This is a genomic window from Streptomyces sp. NPDC054883 (assembly GCF_053610645.1).
Window position 1 is genome coordinate 1 of the sequence record NZ_JBSGYT010000044.1, and the last position, 17,658, is coordinate 17,658.

Consider the following 17,658-nt stretch of genomic DNA (forward strand, 5'->3'; position numbering starts at 1 on the left):
CGGACGGGCCGGGGCCACGGGATGACGGCAGCTAGCTCCAGCTGGCGTGCAGGGGCTTGCCCTCGGCGTAGCCGGCCGCCGACTGGACGCCGACCACGGCCTTCTCCTCGAACTCCGCCAGTGAGCCCGCGCCCGCGTACGTGCAGGAGGACCGCACGCCCGCGATGATCGAGTCGATCAGGTCCTCGACGCCGGGCCGCGCCGGGTCCAGGAACATGCGCGAGGTGGAGATGCCCTCCTCGAACAGGCCCTTGCGGGCCCGGTCGTACGCCGACTCCTCCGAGGTGCGGTTCTGCACGGCACGCGCCGACGCCATGCCGAACGACTCCTTGTAGAAGCGGCCGTCGGCCGACTGCTGGAGGTCGCCCGGCGACTCGTACGTACCGGCGAACCAGGAGCCGACCATCACGTTCGCGGCGCCGGCGGCCAGCGCCATCGCCACGTCGCGCGGGTGGCGGACGCCGCCGTCGGCCCACACGTGCTTGCCGTACTTCTTCGCCTCCGCCGCGCACTCCAGCACCGCGGAGAACTGCGGCCGGCCGACGCCGGTCATCATGCGGGTGGTGCACATGGCGCCGGGGCCCACACCGACCTTGATGATGTCCGCGCCGGCCTCGATCAGGTCCTTGACGCCCTCGGCGGCGACGATGTTGCCGGCCACGATCGGGACCTGGGGGTCCAGCGCGCGGACGGCCTTGATCGCGTTGATCATCGACTCCTGGTGGCCGTGGGCCGTGTCGATGACGAGCGTGTCCACGCCCGCGTCGAGCAGCTGCTTGGCCTTGCCGACGAAGTCGCCGTTGATGCCGACGGCGGCGGCGATGCGCAGCTTGCCGTCGGCGTCGGTCGCCGGGGTGTAGAGGGTCGCGCGGAGGGCGCCCTTGCGGGTCAGGATGCCGACGAGCCTGCCGTCCTGGTCGACGGCCGGGGCCAGCTTGCGGTGTCCGGCGTCGAGCTTGTTGAAGGCTTCGCGGGGGTCGATGTCGGCGTCGATGAGCAGCAGCTCCTTCGACATGACCTCGGAGAGCTGGGTGAAGCGGTCCACGCCGGTCAGGTCGTGGTCGGTGACGACGCCGACGGGCCGGTTGTCCGCGTCCACGACGATTCCGGCGCCGTGCGCCCGCTTGGGCAGCAGGGACAGCGCGTCGGCGACGGTCTGGGTGGGCGCCAGGGTGATGGGCGTGTCGAGCACGAGGTGGCGCGTCTTGACCCAGGAGATGACGTCGGTGACGACCTCGATCGGGATGTCCTGCGGGATGACGACGATGCCGCCGCGGCGGGCGACGGTCTCGGCCATCCGGCGTCCCGCGATGGCGGTCATGTTGGCCACGACGAGCGGAATGGTGGTGCCGGTGCCGTCGGGCGAGGAGAGGTCGACGCCCTGGCGGGAACCGACCGCGGACCGGCTCGGCACCATGAACACATCGTCGTACGTCAGGTCGTACGGCGGCTTCTGGTCATTGAGGAAACGCACGTGCTGAACATCCCAGTCGATCGGAGTTGGCCCTCGACGGGGCAGCCGAGGAAACGCACGTACTTCATTCTCCCATGGCCCGGTGTTTATGCAGCCCGGTCCGATCGTCCAGGACATAAGGGACCACCTGGTCGCTTCCTCCAGTCCGGCGGACGCGCCGCCGGCTCGGCGCGACCGGAAGTCCGCTGCGGCGGAGAGTGGAAGGCAGGGAGACAGACCTCGGGGCACCCGCACCTGCGGACCACCACCTGGGAGGAACCATGCCTGCGATGAAGCGGGACGAGACGCCCGTCGCCCTGGAGGGCGGCGGTCTGGAGATCCGGATCGAGGAGATCGGCGGGGACCTGAGCGTGGGCTTCTTCCACCTGCCCGAGGGCACGGACATGGCCCCGGCGCTGACGGGGCTGCCCGACGACATGTGCCCGTGCCCGCACTGGGGATACCTCCTCAAAGGCCGGCTGCTGATGCGCTCGAACGACGGGGAAACGGTCTACGAGGAAGGGCAGGCCTTCTACTGGGGCCCGGGTCACGTGCCCGTGGCGCTCACCGACACCGATTACGTCGACTTCTCCCCCAGCGACGGGATCCGGCGGGTCCTCGACCACGTCAAGGGCCGGTCGGGCTAGCCCGACCGGCGCACGCCGGGGCCTTCAGCCCCGTCCCGCCGGTTCGCCCACCGGGAGCACGCGGCGGTGAACGGGGCCGTGGCGGTCGGCCAGGGGGGTCACGCTGCCGCCGTGGCGGACCGCGGTGAACTCGGCGGCGATCGCCAGGGCCGTCTCCTCGGGAGTCCCGCCGCCGAGGTCGAGGCCGATGGGTGAGCGCAGCCGGGCCAGCGCGGCGTCGGGCACGCCCTCCTCCCGCAGCCGGGCGGCCCGCTCGGTGTGGGTGCGCCGCGACCCCATGGCCCCGACGTACGCGAGGGGCAGCCGCAGCGCGAGGGACAGCAGCGGTACGTCGAACTTCGCGTCGTGGGTCAGGACGCAGACGGCGGTCCGGGAGTCGAGCCGGCCCGCCTCCCACTCGGCGGCGAGGTGGCGGTGCGGCCACTCCACGACGACCTCGTCGGCGTCGGGGAAGCGGGCCGGTGTGGTGAAGACGGCCCGGGCGTCGCAGACGGTGACCCGGTGCCCGAGGAAGGCGCCGATCCGGGCCAGGGCGGCGGCGAAGTCGATGGCCCCGTAGACGATCAGCCGGGGCGGCTCGGCGGCCGACTCGACCAGCAGGGTCAGCGGCTGACCGCACAGCCCGCCCGCCGTCCCCAGCTCGGCAGTGCCGGTCCGCCCGGCGAGCAGCAGGTCCCGCACCCGTTCGGCGGCGGCCCGGTCCAGGGCGGGGCCGCCGCCCAGGTGGCCCTCGTAGGAGCCGTCGGCCCGCACGGCCAGGGCCCGGCCGAGCTGCCGGGGCGGGCCGGCGACCACCCGGGCCAGTGCGGTCCGCGCGCCGGCCCCGGCCTGGTCGAGCACCGAGCGCAGGACGGGCCGCACCGGGTCGTGCCCGCGTACCGGGGTGATCAGTACGTCCAGGATCCCGCCGCAGGTCAGTCCCACCGCGAAGGCGTCGTCGTCGCTGTACCCGAAGCGGTGGACGCCCCCTTCCCCGGTGGCGATCGCCTCCAGGCACAGCTCGTGGACGGCGGATTCGACGCAGCCCCCGGAGAGGGAACCGAGCGCGGTGCCCCCGGCGTCCACGGCCAGCGAGGCTCCCGGTCCGCGCGGCGCGCTCCCGCTGACGGCGACGACGGTGGCCAGCGCGAACTCGCGCCGCTCGGCGCACCAGGTGCGGAGTTCCCCCGCGATGTCCAGCATCAGCGGATGTATTCGCGGCGGGGTGTCTGCCCGGGGATGAGCGGCCGCGGCGGCAGGACGGCGGGCGGGCGGGGCCGGGTCGGGCCCTGGTAGGGCAGTGGTACCGGGTCGGGCCGCCGGCCTGCGGCGCTGCCCAGCAGCCGGGCGGCGTGGGCGACGCTGGCGAGGGTGGCGTGGTGGTGCCAGCCGCGGAAGGAGCGGCCCTCGAAGTCGCGGATCCCGACGGGTTCGCAGGTCTCGGCGAAGTCCAGGGAGACCCGGTCGGTGAGCTTCGCCAGCAGGAAGAGCTGGGCGAGCGGCCGGTCCCCGATGTTGGTGATCCAGAACTCGGAGGGCAGCAGGGCGGCTTCCGTCCAGGCGCCGAGGAGCAGCAGCGGGGCGGTCGTCGTGGCGGCGGGCCGGTCCTCGCCGGCGGCGGCGAGGATGGAAGCCGACGTCAGCAGGGTCACCGCGCCCTCGGCGCGGCCGTGCCGGGTCCATTCGACGACGCGGCGCTGGGAGCGCAGCGAGTCGATGAGCTCCCGGGCGGGGGCGGTGTGCGGTCCGGGCTTGTGGCGCCCGGACCCGCCGAAGGAGACGGGCAGCGAGCCGTCGACCTTGAAGACGAAGGGGATGTCCTGGAGCGAGAAGGACTCGATGCACTGCGGGAGGTCGCTGTTGGAGACCTCCATCACCACCGGCCGCCGCTGGAGCTGCCAGGTCGCGGCCATGCGCTGGACCGCGTGCACGGCGTCTTGGGCGGGGGTGAGCGAGCGTGCCGTGTCGGGGATTCCCGCCCGGCGGCGGCGCAGCAGTTCGCTGGTCCAGGGCCCGGGGAGGGTGAGGGTCCATTCGACCGGGAAGCTGGCCTCGCTGGAGGCGAGCCAGATGCCGCCTGCCTGCTGGCAGTTGGCGGTGCGGCCGAGCTGGGGGACGAACTGCCGCCCCACGCCCACGGAGCGGTCGCCGGCCTTCTCGATGACCATCGGCTGCACCACCCAGGCCAGCGGCCGCTGGGCGGTGCGTTCGATGTGCTGGGCGAGGGACCGGCGTACGGGGGTCCAGTCCCACGGGGACTTGCTGATGAACTGCTGGAGACTCTGCTCGACGGAACTGGCGCCGGTTCCGGCGATGTTGCGGATTGTTTTCTTCCCATTGGTCCGCACGAGCCCGTTGAGATAAACGCGGGCCCAGTTTCGCTGGTCCCGCCGGGGTAATGACTCGAAGAACAGAGAGATCAGGACGTCGATCAACTCGGAGATTTCCTTTGCGGAATCCTCCGGCAGGACTACGCGAGCCATCTGGGCCTCCCCCGCGACCAGCTAGATCCAATACCCTACTTGACCGCGGAGAACGGCCGTAGGCCAGGGCGGCTACTTCCTGAGGTCGCCGGCAGTTGCGAGCCGCTCTTCCTCTACCACGAGTGGGATCGGGATCTGGTTCGCCGCATAGTAGAGCGCGATCAGGAAGTGTGCGCCGAGAGTGAGCGGTGCGGAGAAAAAGGACAGGAGTACGGTCATGGGGTAGGCGATCGCCCCCAGGCCGAACCGCATTCGCGTCGCCCGGGCGCCTTCTTTGTCCACCTGTTCGTGGAAGAGGTGGCCGACCCGCGTGACGTACCACCAGAAGGCGAGGAAGGCCAGGGCGTAGGCGACGGTGAGCGAACTGTAGAGGATGGCGGCCGCGTTGGCAGATCCGCCTTCTTCCATCAGGTGTTCGGCGAGGACGGTGGTCGTGTACGGGATCACCGATACCACCATCAGCACCAGGAGATTCAGGAACAACAGCGGACGGTCGACCCGCTTGAGGTGACTGAAGATGGTGTGGTGGTTCACCCACATCACGCCGATGATGAGGAAACTCACCACATAGGCGGCGTAATGCGGCCACTGCTCCCAGACGCCGTGCCAGAACTCCGACCCCGTTTCTTTCGGAACTTTGAGTTCCAGAACCAGAATCGTGATGACGATGGCGAACACGCCGTCGCTGAATGCCTCGACGCGACCGGTTTCGCGCTCCATTGGCTCCCCCTTTGTCACTTCGCTCCGCGCACGCGGGGAGGGCGCTGCCCCGCCCTCCCCGCACACGCTACCCAGTTCTCGGGGCTCAGCTGCCGAACCCGGCGGTCTGGCGCCAGATCCGGCCATCGCGGACCACAAGTGTCCCGAACGCGTGCTCCGGCTGACCGTTCAAGTTCATGATCGCCCGGTAGAAGATCGTGTCCTCGGTCTCGACGTACTCCTGCAGTTCGACCAGGGTGGGCTTGACCGAGAGGTAGCCGGTGAACGTCTCGCGCACCGCCTCGATCCCCACCGAGGCCCCCTCGAAGCGCAGCAGCACCGCGTCGTCCGTGTAGTTCTTCATGACCGCCTCGATGTCGAGGGCGGCCAGCGCCTCCATCTGGCGGACGAAGACCGGGTGCAGCTTGGAGATGTCGTACGTGGCCATGTTCGACTCCACTCTCTCAATGGGAACGGACTCAACTGGTGCCGCGACCGGCTCAACTGGCCGGAGCGGCTGCGGCGGTTGTCTGCGGCGGGGTGGCGAGCGGCAGCCGTACGACCATCCGGGTCTCGCCGGGGCGGGAGCGGGCGGTGATCGACCCGTGGTGGCGCTGCGTCACGATCCGGTAGCTGAGGTGCAGTCCCAGACCCGTGCCCTTGCCCACGTCCTTGGTGGTGTAGAAGGGTTCGAAGATCCGGGGCAGGACGTTCTCGGGGATGCCGCGGCCGGTGTCGATGACCTCCACGACCATGCAGACGCCTTCCGCCCGGGCGCGCAGGGTGAGGGTGCCGGCCCCTTCCATGGCCTCGGCGGCGTTGTCGACGAGGTTGGTCCACACCTGGTTCAGCTCGCCCGGATAGCCCGTGAGTTCGGGCAGCCCGGGTTCGTACTCGCGGACCAGGGTGATGCCGGAGAGCTTCGACCGGAGCACGACCAGCGTGTTCTCCAGCCCGTCCGTCACCGGGAAGCGCTGCTCGGGAGCGCGGTCGAGATTGGCGTAATCCCGGGTGGCGGCGACCAGCTGGGAGATGCGCGGGCCCGCGGCCCGCAGCTCGGCCGCCAGCGAGCGGATCTCCAGCAGCGCCGCCAGGTGGTCCAGGGCGGCGGGCAGGGCCGGCTCGCCGATCCCCTCCAGCCGCTCCAGCAGCCAGCCCAGCTCCAGGCCGAGGTCCGAGACGCCCGATCCGAGCAGCCCCGGCCGCTCGGTGCCGGCCTCTTCGGCCCAGTCGGCGATCTCCTCCTCGGCATCCGCCTGCGCCAGCGGGTCGGAGGTCTGCGGCGGCGCCAGCTTGTCCAGCTCGTCGGTGAGCCGGTCGAGCAGCGAGCGTTCGGCCCCCGAGGCGGACGCACCCCAGGCGTGCGCGGTGCGGGTCAGCCGGTCCAGGGCGGGCGCGAGCTCCTGCGCCGCCCGGGCCACCGCGGCCGCCGGATTGTTCAGCTCGTGCGCGAGCCCCGCGGCGAGGGTGCCCAGTGCCTCCACGGTCGCCCGCTTGCGGGCCTGCACCTCGGAGGACTTGATCCGCCAGGCCAGTACGGGCAGCAGGACGGCCGCCACACCGTGGCAGCGGGTCAGCATCTCGAAGAACACCGGCTTCGGGTAGCCGACCACGGTGGTCGCGGGGCCCGACGCGCAGGCGGTGGCCACGTAGGAGCCGTCGGTCAGCAGCGGCAGCTCCCCGGTGAAGCGGTGCGCGGCGGAGGGCTTGCCGTCGTGCTCCTCGGCGGCGGCGCTCTCCTCCTCGGTGGAGTGCCGGGTGAGCACCTCCTCCCGGCCGTCGATGACCTTGGTGACGACGAGTCCGCCCGCGAGCAGCACGTGGAAGCAGGTGGCCTCGTCGCCGTCGCGGAAGAGCAGCTCGCCGTCGGCCAGCACCCGGGCTTCGGAGACCGAGACCAGCCAGTCCAGTTGCTCCTCGGTGAGACCGCCGAAGATCTCCAGCTCGCGCAGCGCCGACCGTAACTCCGGGCCGTTCATGCCGTGGTCCCCTCTGCCCGGGTACGGGCGGACAGCCGCAAGGTCACGATCAGGGCCAGCGCGCACACTCCGGCGACGGCGGCCATGAAGCCGACCGAGGTGCGGTGCAGCCCGTGGATGTTGGTCAGCATTCCGGCGAGCACCGACGGAACGCTCATGGCCAGGTACGCGAACACGTACACGGCGGCGGTGAGTTCCCCGCGGTGTGCGGGTTCGGCCAGGGCGCTCAGGGCCCGGAAGGAGCCGAGGAAGGCGGCCCCCCAGCCGGCGCCCAGCACGGCCGTGGCGACGAGGAAGACCGGGGCCGAGCCGAGTCCGAGTGCCAGCAGCACCAGCGCCAGGCCGGCCAGCAGCCCCAGCAGCCCGACGACCGCGGTGCGCAGCGCCTCGGTGCGGCCGAGCAGCAGCTGGGCGCCGGTCGCGGCGCCCGCGAGCAGCGCCACGGTGGCCCCGCCGACCAGGTAGTTGGTGCTGCGGAGCAGGGACAGGGCCAGGTGCGGGCCGAGCGAGAGGTAGAACCCGCCGACCGACCAGACGGCGACGATGGTGAGCACCAGGACGGCGAAGCGGCCGCCCGCGCCCTGCGGTATCCGGATCCGGTGCGGCGCGACCCGGAAGCGGCCGCCCCGCAGCCCGGGGGCGCTCTCGCCCATCCGGACCACCCCGACCAGGGTGAGCGCGAAGGCCCCGACCAGCAGGACGTAGCTCAGGACGGTCGGGGCGGGCCCGTACTGGACCAGGAGTCCGGCGCCCAGGCCGCCGAGCCCGATGCCCACGGTGGGGCCCGCGCTGTTGACCTGGGCCCCGAGCGCGGGTTTGGAGCGCGGGGTCAGTTCCAGCAGCGCCGCGCCCATCGCCCCGGTGGCCAGGCCGACCGCCAGTCCCTGCACGGCGCGGGCGGCCAGCAGCAGCCCGAGCCCCTGTGCCCCGGCGAACAGGCCCATCGACACGATCGCGAGGACCAGTGCGGCGCCGAGCACGGGCCGCCGTCCGAGGGTGTCGGACAGCGACCCGAACAGCAGCAGTCCGGCCAGCACGGTGACGGCGTACAGGGCGAAGACCACCGTGATGGTGCCCGAGGACAGGCCCCACTTCTGCTGGTAGAGCACGTAGAGGGCGGAGGGCACGGAGGAGGAGAGCATGAGCAGCACGAGGACGGCGCCCACCACCCAGAAGCCGGAGCCTCTGGGCGCACTGGCCGGCTGGCCCGTCGGGTGCACGATGTCCCCCGTGGTCGTCTTGGTCGGTTCGGCCACTCTCGTCAACTCCCCCGTGGTGGGCATTGGTCAGGCGAGCGCCTGGGCCCTCGCCAGTGCGCGGGCGGTCAGTACGCCCGCGAGGTGGCCGAGGTACTCGGCCGAGGTGCCGCGGCCCGGGATGAACAGCTCCCGCGGTTCGGCGCGGAAGGCCGCGAGCACGCTGTCCGTCGTGTACGGGCCGCCGCGCAGCCGGTCCTCGACCCCGCGCAGGCGCAGGGCGCGGGCGGTGGCCCCGGTCACCGCGATGCGCGGGCCGTCGGCGGTGATGCGTACGGCGGTCGCGCACAGCGGGTAGCGGGTGGCCCGGTCGGCGCTCTTCTCGAACGCGGCTGCGGGGCCGCCGGCCGGAACCAGCAGGGCCGTTATCACGGCGCCCGCCGGTACCCCGGAGGCGGCGAGTTCCTCGGCCGCGACCGTGGACCGCCCGCGCGGCCCGGCCAGTTCGGCCTCCGCGCCGGCGGCGATGGCCGCGACCGGCAGGTCGGTGGCCCGGCCGGTCGCCGCCAGGTTCCCCCCGGTGGTGCCGAGGTTGCGGACCTGGGGGTCGCCGTTGGCCCGGGCCGCGGCGGCGATCTCCGGGGCCCGCGCCAGCACCAGCGGGTGCGCCGCGAGTTCGGCGAGCGTGGTCAGCGCCCCGATCCGCAGCGTCCCGTCCGGGGCCGTCGCGACTCCCCGCAGTTCCTCCAGGTGCCGTACGTCGACCAGCAGCCCGGCCCGGGCGGCGCCGGTGCGCAGGTCGGGCAGCAGGCTCTGGCCGCCCGCCAGGGCGCGGGCGCCCGGGGTGCCGGCGAGGAGGGTGAGCGCCTCTTCGAGGCCGACGGGCCGTGCGTAGTCGAACTCGGTGAGGATCACTGGGCTTCCCCTCTCATGCGGCGCCAGACCTTCTCGGGGGTGAGCGGCATGTCGATGTGCCGGACGCCCAGGTCGGAGAGGGCGTCCACGACGGCGTTGACGACGGCGGCGGCGGGCGGCACGGTGGCGATCTCCCCGGCCCCCTTGGCCCCGAGCGGGTTGTGCGGGCTGGGCGTGGTCGTCTTGTCGAGGGAGAAGAAGGGCACGTCGGCGGCGCGCGGGAGGGCGTAGTGGTTCAGGTCGGAGCTGATGAGCAGCCCGTCCTCGTCGTATTCGGCGGCCTCCATGAGGGCCTGGCCGAGGCCGTGCACGATGCTGCCCTCGATCTGGCCGAGGACGATCTTCGGGTTGCCGATGTTGCCGGCGTCGTCCACGGCGGTGTAGGACACCACCTCGGTCTCGCCGGTCAGTTCGTCGATCTCGACCACCGCGACGTGCGTCCCGAACGGGTAGTTGAAGTCCGGCGGGTCGAAGTGGGTGGTCTCGTCCAGGGCGGGCTCGATCTCGTGCGGCAGTCCCCAGCCGTACCACATGGCCATCGCCAGTTCGGCGAAGGTCTTCGCGTTCTCCTCGTTGCCCTCTTCGTGGACGCCGCCATTGGCGTAGACGACCTTGTCCTCGGGGACCCCCAGGAAGACGGCGCCCGCCTTGACCAGCTTCGCCTTGAGTTTGCGGGCGGTGAGGGCGACGGCCGGCGCGGCCATGCTGTAGGACCGCGAGCCGTAGGTGCCCTGCCCGTAGGGGGCCTTCTGCGTGTCGCCCTCCAGGACCTGCACCTGCGCCGGGTCGATGCCGAGTTCGTCGGCGGCGACCTGCGCGAAGACGGTGCCGTGGCTCTGGCCGGTGGAGGCGGAGCCGACGGTCACCGTGACCTCGCCGGTGGGGTGGACGCGGATGTTCGCGCTCTCCCAGGTCCCGCCGAGCATGCCCTCCTTCGACATCCGGGTGGAGGGGCCGACACCGCAGATGGCGACGTAGGTGGCCAGGCCCACGCCGAGGCGCTTGCCGCGGGCGCGGGCCTCGGCCTTGCGGGCGGGCATGTCGGCGTATCCCGACAGCTCCACGGCCCGGTCGAAGTTCAGCTGGTAGTCCCCGGAGTCGTAGGTCCAGCCGAGCCCGTTGTCGTACGGGAACTTCTCCTTCGGCACCAGGTTCTTGCGCCGCACGGCCGCCGGGTCCATGCCGATCTCGGAGGCGTACCGGTCGACGAGGCGCTCCATCAGGAACGCGGCCTCGGCGCGCCCGCTGCCGCGCTGGGCGCCGAGCGAGACGGTGTTGGTGAAGGCGGCGTAGACCTCGCAGAAGGCGGCGGGGATGTCGTACATGCCGCTGATGGAGCGTCCCATCAGGGCGGTGGCGACACCGGGGCCGATGGTGGAGGGGTAGGCGCCCAGGTTGGCGTAGCTGGTGGCGCGCACCGCGGTGATCCGGCCGTCGCGGCTGCCGGCGAGGGTGACGTGCTGGCGGTGGTCGCGGCCCTGGACGGTGGAGTTCATCAGTCCGGTACGGGTGTCCACCCACTTCACGGGCCGGCCGAGCGCCTTGGACAGCAGCAGCACCAGCGCCATGTCGGGGTAGAGGTAGCCCTTGGTGCCGAAGCTGCCGCCCACGGTCGGCGCGATCACGCGCAGCTTGTTGAAGGGGATGCCGAGGACCAGGGCGGAGAGCAGGAAGCGGTGGTTGTGCGGGCCCTGGGTGGAGGCGTAGAGGGTGTACTCGCCGGTGGCCGCGTTGTAGTCGCCGACCGCGCCGCGCGGTTCGATGGGGCTGTTGATGGTGCGCTGGTTGACGAGGTCGAGTTCGACGGTGACCTCGGCCTCGGCGATGGCCGCGTCGGTGCGGTCCTTGTCGCCGCAGGTCCAGTACGCGTTCAGGTTGCCCGGAACGGCCTCGTGCAGCTGCGGCGCGCCCTCGGCGAGGGCCTCGTCGGCGCGGGTGACCACGGGCAGCGGTTCGTACTCGACGGTGATGGCGGCGAGCGCGGCGGCGGCCTGGCGCGGGGTTTCGGCGACCACCACGGCGATCGGGTCGCCGACGTGCCGGACGGCGTCGCCGGTCAGGACCGGGCGGGCGCCGGGAAGTCCGTAGGGGTGGGGCGGGAAGTGGCTCTCGACCCCGCCGGGTATCCAGATGCAGGGCAGCGGCATGACGTCGGTGAAGTCGGCGGCGGTGGCCACCTTCAGTACGCCGGGCAGCTGCTCGGCGGCCTTGGTCTCGATGGACAGGATCCGCGCGTGGGCCACCGGGCTGCCGAGGATGGCCATGTGGGCGGTGCCCGGCAGGTCGATGTCGGCGACGTAGATCGCCTCGCCGCGCAGCAGCTGCGGATCCTCCCGGCTGTCCAGCGGCTGCCCCAGCACTCCGTTGCCCTGGAGAGCGCTCTCCCCCGTGACTGCGGTCATGGCCTCACACCTCCTGTCCGGACGCGGCGGCCGCCGCGGCGGCGGGTTCTTCGGCGCGGGCGGCGGAGCAGGCGCGCTGCACTCCGCGTACGACGCTGTGGTAGCCGGTGCAGCGGCACAGGTTGCCGGTGAGCCATTCGCGGATCTCGGGCTCGGTGGGGGCCTCGCGGTCGGCGGTGTTGTCGACGAGTTCGCCGAGGGCCATGACCATGCCCGGGGTGCAGAAGCCGCACTGGGTGCCGTGCTCCTGGCGCAGCGCTTCCTGGAGGCCGGTGAGCTCGCCGCCGGTGGTGGTGACCCCTTCGATGGTGGTCACCTGGGAGCCCGCGGCCGATGCGGTCAGGACCAGGCAGCTCTTGACGGACCTGCCGTCGAGCCGGACGACGCACGAGCCGCACTGGCCGGTGTCGCAGCCGACCTTGGTCCCGGTCAGCCCGAGACCGTCACGGAGCCGTTCCACGAGCAGTTCGTTCGGCGGGGCCGAGAACTGCTCGGGTCTTCCGTTCACGTTCAGTGAGAGATCCATGCGAGCGCCTGCGCTTCCGTGAGCGGCCGGTTGAAGAGGGGTCCGCCGGGCTGTTGGAGAATTCCTCCGGAGTGCAGCGGGCCGGTGTCGACGGGGGCGAATCCCAGATCCGAGATGATTCCCCCGACGATTTCCTTTGCTTTCCCGTCGTCGCCGGCCGTGAAATGGGCCAGTCGTTCGCCCTCTGCGGTGCCGGCTACGGCGAGAGTCTCGAAATGCATGGTGTTCAGGGATTTCACGACCCGGGCGCCGGGGTACCACTCGGCGACCAGGTCGCTGGAGCCGCGGCCGCCGAGATCGGCGGGGGTCCCGGCGCCGCCGAAGGCGTTGGTGGCGTCCACCAGGACCTTGTCCTGCACGACGTGCGGCGGCAGCAGCCCCCGCACGTGGTCGAACGGCACCATCAGCACCAGCAGGTCGGCCCGGCCGGCGGCCTCGGCGGGGTGCGCCGCCGAAGCCGTGGGGCCGAGTTCGGCCAGCAGCGGGGCCAGGGTCTGCGGGCCCCGGGCATTGGCGAGCACGACCTCGTGCCCGGCGGCGACCAGGATCCGGGCGAGGACCGTGCCGATCCGCCCGGTGCCGATGATGCCTGTCCGCATTTACGCTCCTCAGTCCATGCCGATCCAGACCGACTTGGTCTGGGTGTAGCTCTCGAGGGATTCGGGCCCGCACTCACGGCCGTAACCGGAGGCCTTGTAGCCGCCGTAGGGCACGGAGGGGTCGTACTGGTTGTAGCAGTTGACCCAGACGGTGCCCGCCTTGATCTGCGAGGCGACCCGGTGGGCACGCCGCAGGTCCTTGGTGTGCACCCCGGCGGCGAGGCCGTACGCGCTGTCGTTCGCGATGCGTACGGCGTCCTCCTCGGTGTCGAACGGGATGATGGACAGGACCGGGCCGAAGATCTCCTCCTGGGCGATGCGCATCCCGTTGTCGACGCCGGTGAAGACGGTCGGCAGGAAGTACAGGCCCTGGCTGGAGGCGCCCTCGGGGGTCCAGCCGGTGCCGCCGGTCCGCAGGACGGCGCCTTCCTTCTCGCCGATCTCGATGTAGGAGCTCACCTTGTCGAACTGGCCGCGGTGGGCCAGCGGCCCGAACAGGGTGGCCGGGTCGCGGGGGTCTCCGGGCTTGAGGGCGGAGGCCCGCCGCACGAGCCGTTCGACCAGCTCGTCGTGGATGGGGCGCTGGAGCAGCAGCCGGGAGCCGGCGGTGCAAATCTCGCCCTTGTTGTAGTAGATGCCGAAGAAGGCCAGTTCCTCGGCGGCGTCGAGGTCCGCGTCGGCGAAGACGATGTTGGCGGACTTGCCGCCGAGCTCCATCGTGACCTTCTTCAGGGTGCCGGCCGACTTGCGGATGATGGCCTGGCCGACGGCGGTGGAACCGGTGAAGGCGATCTTGTCGATGCCGGGGTGGTCGGTGAGGGTCTCGCCCAGTTCCACGCCCGGACCGGTGATGACGTTCAGCACCCCGTCCGGGATCTCCGCCTCCTGGAACAGCTCGGCGATCTTGAGGGCGGTGAGCGGGGTGGCCGGGGAGGGCTTGTGGACGACCGTGTTGCCCGCGGCGAGGGCCGGGGCGATCTTGGTCATCGACAGCAGCAGCGGGAAGTTGAACGGGGTGATGGCGCACACCACGCCCAGCGGTTCGCGCAGGGTGTAGGCGAGCTGGCCGCCGGCCGGCGCGCGGGAGGAGCCGTCGACACGGGTGACCGCGCCCGCGTAGTAGTGCATGAGCTGGGCGGCCATGGGGGCGTCGACCGTGCTGGAGAAGGCGAACGGCTTGCCCATGTCCACCGTCTCCAGCAGGGCGATCTCCTCCAGGTCCCGCTCGATGAGCTCCCCGACCCGGTTCAGCCGCAGCGCGCGTTCCTGGGCGGACAGTCTGCTCCACGGGCCTTCCTCGTACGCCGTCCGGGCGGCGGCGACGGCCGCGTCCGCGTCGGCCGCGGTGGCCTGGGCCACCGGTACGATCTCGCGCCCGTCCACGGGGCTGACGTCCGGTTCGGTCCGGCCGTCCTGGGACGGCACCCATCTGCCGCCGATGAAGAGTTTCCCGGGGTTGGCGAGGGGCTGGCCGCTCAGCTCACGCTTGGTCATGGCTGCCTTCCGTTTCGGGGGTGCGGGGGCCTGTCAGCCCTTCGCGAGCTGCGCTAAGAAGGTCTCGGCGAGGGCCTTGGAGGAGTAGGGGTTCTGCCCAGTGGTGAGCTTGCGGTCGACGACGACGTGGGAGTCCCAGATCGCCTCGGCCTTCTCGTAGCGGGCGCCGAGTCTGGTGAGTTCGGCCTCCAGGATCAGCGGGAGCCGGCCGGCCATGTTGGTGACGAGCTCCTCGCTGTGCGAGAAGGCCGTCATCCGGTAGCCCTCGAACGGCCAGCGGCCCTCGCCGTCGCGGAGCGCGAGCAGCGAGGTGTGGCCGTGGCAGACGGTGGCCAGCGGCTTGTCCTGGGCGATGACCCAGCGCAGGATCTGCGCGAGTTCGTCGGACTTGGGCAGGTCGCCGATGGCGCCGTGGCCACCGCTGACGTAGATCCCGTCGTAGCCGGCGATGTCCTTCTCGCCGAGGGTTTCGAGCGCGATCGGGTTCTTGAGCTGGGGGGTGTTCTCGATGACCCGGACGTACTCGGCCGCGTTGGCGGCGTCCTCGTCGGGAGAGCCGGCGGGCCGGACCCACTGGAGGAACTGCGGGTCGATGCTGGTCTGGTCGACCGTCGGGGTCCGGCCGCCGATCGTCGCCACGTCCACGGTGTGGCCGGCGGCGCGGAAGAGGGTGTAGGGCACGACGAATTCCTCGGCCCAGAATCCCGAGGGGTGCTGTTCCCCGTCGAGCAGATGGAGCGTGGCCTTTGCCGTCATGACGACGAGGATCTTCATGACTGATCTCCTTGTTCTGGAATCGCTGCCGATTCAACACGCCGCCCGCGAGGGGCGTAAGGGGGGAGCGTCAGGCGCGCGATACTTCGTCACGTGCGTCCAGCGCCGAGATGATGGTGCGGAATTCACCGACCAGGGGATGGTCGGGATGGGCTTCTGCGAATATGCGCTCGCCGTACAGAGCGGCCATTTCCGGTACGTACGGAAGGATTCCGGCCAGCGGGGCGCCGTAGACCTCCTCGGCCCGCCGCCGGGCGTCCACCCGGTCGACGCCCTCGGGGGCCATGCTCAGCACGAGCGCCCGCCGGCAGGCCAGCCGTCCGGCGAGGGAGATGGTCTCCTCGACCCCGGACAGGTCGACGCGGTCGGCCCGCGCCATGATGAGCACCACGTCGGCGCTCGCCATGGCGGTCACCGACTCGTTGTTGAGCCCGGCGTGGGTGTCGAGCAGCAGCACGTCGAGCGCGTAGTACTCGGCCAGCCGGTCGAAGCCCTCCGGGAGCAGCCCCACGTCGTAACCGGTGGCCATCAGCTCGCGCAGGGCCGCGGTCCCGGTCCGGGCCGGTACGACGTACAGCCCGGGCACCGCGGTCTGCTGGGCCGCGGCCTCGATCTCGCAGCGGCCGAGGAGGTAGTCGACGAGCGAGCCGGAGCCGGGGCCGATCCGGAACAGCAGGTCCAGGGTGGGCGACTGGATGTCGGTGTCGACCACCCCCACCCGGCTCCCCCCGGCCGCGATCAGCAGCGCGAGGTTCGCCAGTACCGAGGACTTGCCGGTACCGCCGCGGTGTGAGTGCACCACGATGGTCCGGGTCATCAGGCCGCCACCGTTCGGTTCACGTGCGGCCCCCGCGCCGCACGTGGCCGGTGCAGGGCCAGCATCGTGACGTCGTCGTGCTGTTCGGCGGCTCCGGTGTGCTCGCGCACCGCCAGGTCGATCCGGTCGACCACGTCCTTGCCGCTCACCGGGGGGCCGGCGAGCAGTTCCAGCATCCGCTCGTCGCCGAGGAAGGTGCCTTCCGGGCAGCGGGCCTCGGGTACCCCGTCCGTGAACACGAAGAGGGTGTCGCCCGGGTTCAGCTGGGCGTAGCCGAGGGTGTAGACGCAGTCGGGCAGGACGCCGACGGCCGGGCCGGTGACGTCGAGGGGGACGGGCACGTCACCGGAGCCGGACAGCAGCAGGGGCGGGTTGTGGCCGCCGTTGATGTAGACGAGGCTGCCGGTGAGCGGGTCGAGCACGCCGAAGAACAGGGTGGCGAAGTAGCCCTGCCGCAGGTGGTTCCGGGTGAGGTAGCCGTTGGTGGCGGTCACCGCGTTGAGCAGTGGGGTGGCGCCGACGACGGGGGTGCGGCGGCTGCCGCCCGTGCGGCCCTCCGCCATCAGGTGCTGGAGGCCGCTGTTCTCGGCGGTGTGCCGCAGCAGGGAGCGGATGAGGGCCATGAAGAGGGCCGCGCCGACGCCCTTGTCGCAGACGTCGGCGACGACCACCGCGAGCCGGCGGCCCCGGGACATCTCGAAGACGTCGTAGAAGTCCCCGGCGACCTGCCGGGCCGGCCGGAAGCGGACGTCGATCTCCCAGCCCGCCGGGACGGGCAGCGATTCGGGCAGGAAGCCGGCCTGGATCTCCCGGCCGATCTCCAGTTCCTTCTCGTAGCCCATCAGTTCGGCCCGGGCGTCGGCCTCGCGCAGGGTGCGGCCGAGCCCGGCCCGCTCGGAGCAGCTGTGCAGCCGGGCGCCGACCAGGGCCGGCAGGAACGGCGGTACGAGGTAGTCGTGGCCGAGGCGCACGTGGTGCTCCAGGGCGGCGAACTCCGTCTCGGTCCAGACGACCACGATCGGGGCCCCGGCCCAGCGGCGCAGCCGCCGCACGGCTGTCCGTACGTCCTCCCCGTCGGCTTCGGCCGGGGCGAGCAGCACGTCCGCGACGGGCAGCACTTCAAGCGGGCCGCGCAGCAGTTCCGTCAGCGTGCGGGGCACGAGTTCCGCGTCCATCAGCCTGAGCGCGTCGAGCAGTTCGGGCGTGGGAGGCGGGTACTCGTCGAGGATGATCACGGTCGTGGAGGGCATGGGTCCGTCCCCTCAGCCTTCACAGTCATAGTGCTGATGTTCCGGCCGTCCATGCGTGCGTAGCTGAATTCGTCCACGCTGGTGAGTGCCAGGTGGATGCCGAGGCCGCCGACCCGCCGCCGTTCCGGGGGGATCCCGGTGGCGGGGGGCAGGCAGCCTTCGACGGGGTCGAAGGGGGGTGCGGCGTCTTCGAGGACGATCCGCACCCCGCCGGGACCGGAGTGGCCGCGGACGGTGATGCGTCCGCCGCCGCCCCGGTACCCGTGCATGATGACGTTCGTGGCCAGCTCGTCCACGGCCAGCCGGATCCGGTACGTGGCCTGTTTGCCCAGGCCCGCCCGGCCGGCCAGGCGCAGGACGAACGCGGCGATCTCGCCCAGTGCCCCGACCTTCGCCGGCACGTCCAGTACGGAGGGCTTGCTCGCCAGTTCGACCATGTCGCCCA

General features: G+C 71.7%; 17 protein-coding genes. 1 reads left to right on the top strand and 16 read right to left on the bottom strand.

What is annotated here, in order from left to right; genetic code table 11:
* Nucleotides 1-31: 31 nt before the first annotated feature.
* Entirely contained in the window at nt 32-1,474 is a 1,443-nt protein-coding gene (locus tag ACWGH1_RS26870) for a GuaB1 family IMP dehydrogenase-related protein (protein WP_453351760.1), read from the bottom strand.
* Nucleotides 1,475-1,734: 260 nt separating this feature from the next.
* Here ACWGH1_RS26870 and ACWGH1_RS26875 point away from each other — a divergent pair, with 260 nt between their 5' ends.
* Entirely contained in the window at nt 1,735-2,100 is a 366-nt protein-coding gene (locus ACWGH1_RS26875; protein WP_453351761.1) for a hypothetical protein, read from the top strand.
* Nucleotides 2,101-2,124: 24 nt separating this feature from the next.
* Here ACWGH1_RS26875 and ACWGH1_RS26880 read toward each other — a convergent pair whose 3' ends face one another.
* The 15 genes from ACWGH1_RS26880 to ACWGH1_RS26950 form a co-directional block, all read right to left on the bottom strand.
* The gene (locus tag ACWGH1_RS26880; RefSeq protein ID WP_453351762.1) at nt 2,125-3,282 is read right to left on the bottom strand and encodes an XdhC family protein; all 1,158 of its coding nucleotides are present in this window, start codon (nt 3,280-3,282) and stop codon (nt 2,125-2,127) included.
* A complete protein-coding gene (locus ACWGH1_RS26885) occupies nt 3,282-4,562 on the bottom strand; it encodes an IS701 family transposase (protein WP_453351763.1) in 1,281 nt (426 codons plus the stop codon). Before ACWGH1_RS26885 ends, ACWGH1_RS26880 begins: the two co-directional genes overlap by 1 nt.
* Before the next feature lie 72 nt (nt 4,563-4,634).
* Nucleotides 4,635-5,282, bottom strand: coding sequence for a TMEM175 family protein (locus tag ACWGH1_RS26890; RefSeq protein ID WP_453351764.1), 648 nt, complete (start codon nt 5,280-5,282; stop codon nt 4,635-4,637).
* An 85-nt stretch (nt 5,283-5,367) separates the two neighbouring features.
* Nucleotides 5,368-5,709, bottom strand: a complete 342-nt coding sequence (locus ACWGH1_RS26895) for a nuclear transport factor 2 family protein (protein WP_453351765.1) — start codon at nt 5,707-5,709, stop codon at nt 5,368-5,370.
* A gap of 52 nt (nt 5,710-5,761) precedes the next feature.
* Nucleotides 5,762-7,240 carry an ATP-binding protein gene (locus ACWGH1_RS26900; protein ID WP_453351766.1) on the bottom strand — a complete coding sequence of 493 codons (1,479 nt, stop codon included), beginning with the start codon at nt 7,238-7,240 and terminating at the stop codon, nt 5,762-5,764.
* Nucleotides 7,237-8,496 (bottom strand): MFS transporter, encoded by a 1,260-nt coding sequence (locus tag ACWGH1_RS26905; RefSeq protein WP_453351767.1) that lies wholly within the window; start codon nt 8,494-8,496, stop codon nt 7,237-7,239. Before ACWGH1_RS26905 ends, ACWGH1_RS26900 begins: the two co-directional genes overlap by 4 nt.
* 30 nt (nt 8,497-8,526) lie before the next feature.
* Nucleotides 8,527-9,351, bottom strand: coding sequence for an FAD binding domain-containing protein (locus ACWGH1_RS26910; protein ID WP_453351768.1), 825 nt, complete (start codon nt 9,349-9,351; stop codon nt 8,527-8,529).
* Entirely contained in the window at nt 9,348-11,753 is a 2,406-nt protein-coding gene (locus tag ACWGH1_RS26915; RefSeq protein ID WP_453351769.1) for a xanthine dehydrogenase family protein molybdopterin-binding subunit, read from the bottom strand. The genes ACWGH1_RS26910 and ACWGH1_RS26915 overlap by 4 nt, the downstream gene beginning before the upstream one ends.
* Nucleotides 11,754-11,757: 4 nt before the next feature.
* The gene (locus ACWGH1_RS26920; protein WP_453351770.1) at nt 11,758-12,279 is read right to left on the bottom strand and encodes a (2Fe-2S)-binding protein; all 522 of its coding nucleotides are present in this window, start codon (nt 12,277-12,279) and stop codon (nt 11,758-11,760) included.
* Nucleotides 12,264-12,878 carry an NADPH-dependent F420 reductase gene (locus ACWGH1_RS26925; RefSeq protein ID WP_453351771.1) on the bottom strand — a complete coding sequence of 205 codons (615 nt, stop codon included), beginning with the start codon at nt 12,876-12,878 and terminating at the stop codon, nt 12,264-12,266. Before ACWGH1_RS26925 ends, ACWGH1_RS26920 begins: the two co-directional genes overlap by 16 nt.
* Nucleotides 12,879-12,887: 9 nt before the next feature.
* Nucleotides 12,888-14,372, bottom strand: a complete 1,485-nt coding sequence (locus ACWGH1_RS26930; RefSeq protein ID WP_453351772.1) for an aldehyde dehydrogenase family protein — start codon at nt 14,370-14,372, stop codon at nt 12,888-12,890.
* 33 nt (nt 14,373-14,405) lie between these two features.
* A complete protein-coding gene (locus tag ACWGH1_RS26935) occupies nt 14,406-15,146 on the bottom strand; it encodes a type 1 glutamine amidotransferase domain-containing protein (protein ID WP_453351773.1) in 741 nt (246 codons plus the stop codon).
* 70 nt (nt 15,147-15,216) lie between these two features.
* On the bottom strand, nt 15,217-15,963 hold the full coding sequence (locus ACWGH1_RS26940) for an AAA family ATPase (protein ID WP_453351774.1): 747 nt from the start codon (nt 15,961-15,963) through the stop codon (nt 15,217-15,219).
* Nucleotides 15,963-17,213, bottom strand: coding sequence for a PP2C family protein-serine/threonine phosphatase (locus ACWGH1_RS26945; protein ID WP_453351775.1), 1,251 nt, complete (start codon nt 17,211-17,213; stop codon nt 15,963-15,965). Before ACWGH1_RS26945 ends, ACWGH1_RS26940 begins: the two co-directional genes overlap by 1 nt.
* The gene (locus ACWGH1_RS26950) at nt 17,195-17,650 is read right to left on the bottom strand and encodes an ATP-binding protein (RefSeq protein ID WP_453351792.1); all 456 of its coding nucleotides are present in this window, start codon (nt 17,648-17,650) and stop codon (nt 17,195-17,197) included. Before ACWGH1_RS26950 ends, ACWGH1_RS26945 begins: the two co-directional genes overlap by 19 nt.
* Nucleotides 17,651-17,658: the final 8 nt, after the last annotated feature.